Source organism: Hydrotalea sp., from assembly GCA_030054115.1.
Taxonomy (GTDB): domain Bacteria; phylum Pseudomonadota; class Alphaproteobacteria; order JASGCL01; family JASGCL01; genus JASGCL01.
Window position 1 is genome coordinate 38,271 of record JASGCL010000014.1, and the last position, 1,382, is coordinate 39,652.

Annotated in this window: 1 protein-coding gene; it reads left to right on the forward strand. The window is 49.8% G+C overall.

What is annotated here, in order from left to right:
• The first annotated feature begins 331 nt into the window (after window positions 1-331).
• Window positions 332-1,225: a hypothetical protein gene (locus QM529_04210; protein MDI9313861.1), complete on the forward strand. Its 894-nt coding sequence runs from the start codon at window positions 332-334 to the stop codon at window positions 1,223-1,225.
• The last annotated feature ends 157 nt before the right edge of the window (window positions 1,226-1,382 follow it).

Genomic DNA, 1,382 nt, shown 5'->3' on the forward strand with positions numbered 1-1,382 from the left:
AACCGCCGCCGAGGGCGGTGCCGATACCTTCGCCATCAATTACACCGAGGTTAACAAATTATTCTGGTATGGCGGCTTCAACCTCGCGTTACAATACATCTTTTAGCTAGCTTTTTTATTACGCCAAACAAATGGCTGAATTTGCATGCGTGATGGCTGTCATTGCTAATCACAGCCATGGCACGCGATGCTACAAGGCTGGCGGTATAATAAATCGGGGCAAAACGCAGGGACGACATCCATTCCAGCATATTACTTTGATTGGTTACATCGCAACGGTGAGGCCGAGGGTCCAGCCACAATCTAGTCAACAAATAATATCAGTAAGAAAATGAAATCCTTAACAACCAAAACCATTCGCGGCGTCACAATCGCCACGACCATTGTCGGCGCGCTTATTGGCATGACCCACAACAACCTGGCCCATGCCGCATCGCAAGCCGCAAGTGATAAGCCCGTCACCAAAACCATTCGGCTTAATAGCGGCGGTTTTAAAAACGGCCTCTATGTCGCGCCAAACGCCGAATTATTCTTTATTAATCAATCATACACCAAGGATTCATCCGCCACCGGCATCGGCGGCGGGGTCGGGATTGACATCGGCTATCGCATGAACAAACTGCTTTTTGATTTGTCGGTGGGTTACCAATATTATAGTAGCAAGGATACCATCGGCCAGTCATTTGCCCGCACCGGCCGTGGCTCATTGATACGCCAAACGATACCGCAGGCCGCCAATAGTATTTATTTCACCACCACGGATAACCGCGAAAGCTTTATCCCCGTTACACTGGGCGTGAAATACACCCTGGGCATTTTTGATAACAAACTGTTGACCCTGACCCCCGGCATCGCCGGCGGTGTGTGGTTTCACAATATCAAACGCGATTTAAGCTATTCCGATAACCAAGACGGCAATGTGGCAAGAAGTTTCGCAGGTCTAAACAACCTGTTCGACGTGGCCACCCCGACCACCGACAACGCCGACCAAATTCGTGGCGTTATCGTCCCCAGTTTATCGTTGGATTATACCCCCACGTCGAACCTGACGCTTAGCCTGGCTGGCAAACTTTACCTTGTGCCCGGCGGTTACAGCGATAATTACAACCCAATCAACCAAGCGGCCGCGGCGGATAGCGTTAATGCCTTCACCGTTAATTACACCGCGGTGAACAAATTGTTCTGGTATGGCGGCATCAGCCTTGGCGCGCGCTATAGCTTTTAACCATTTTTATCGAGGTCCCTTCTCCCCCGTGGTTTGCTTTTTTGCGAACCACGGGGGAACGAGGACGATAAGGGTTAAGAAATAGCAAAACAAAATTTGTAAAAAAGATCCCTCCAAAGCAAAACCCCGCTTGGGTTACCCCAAGCGGGGTTTTTTT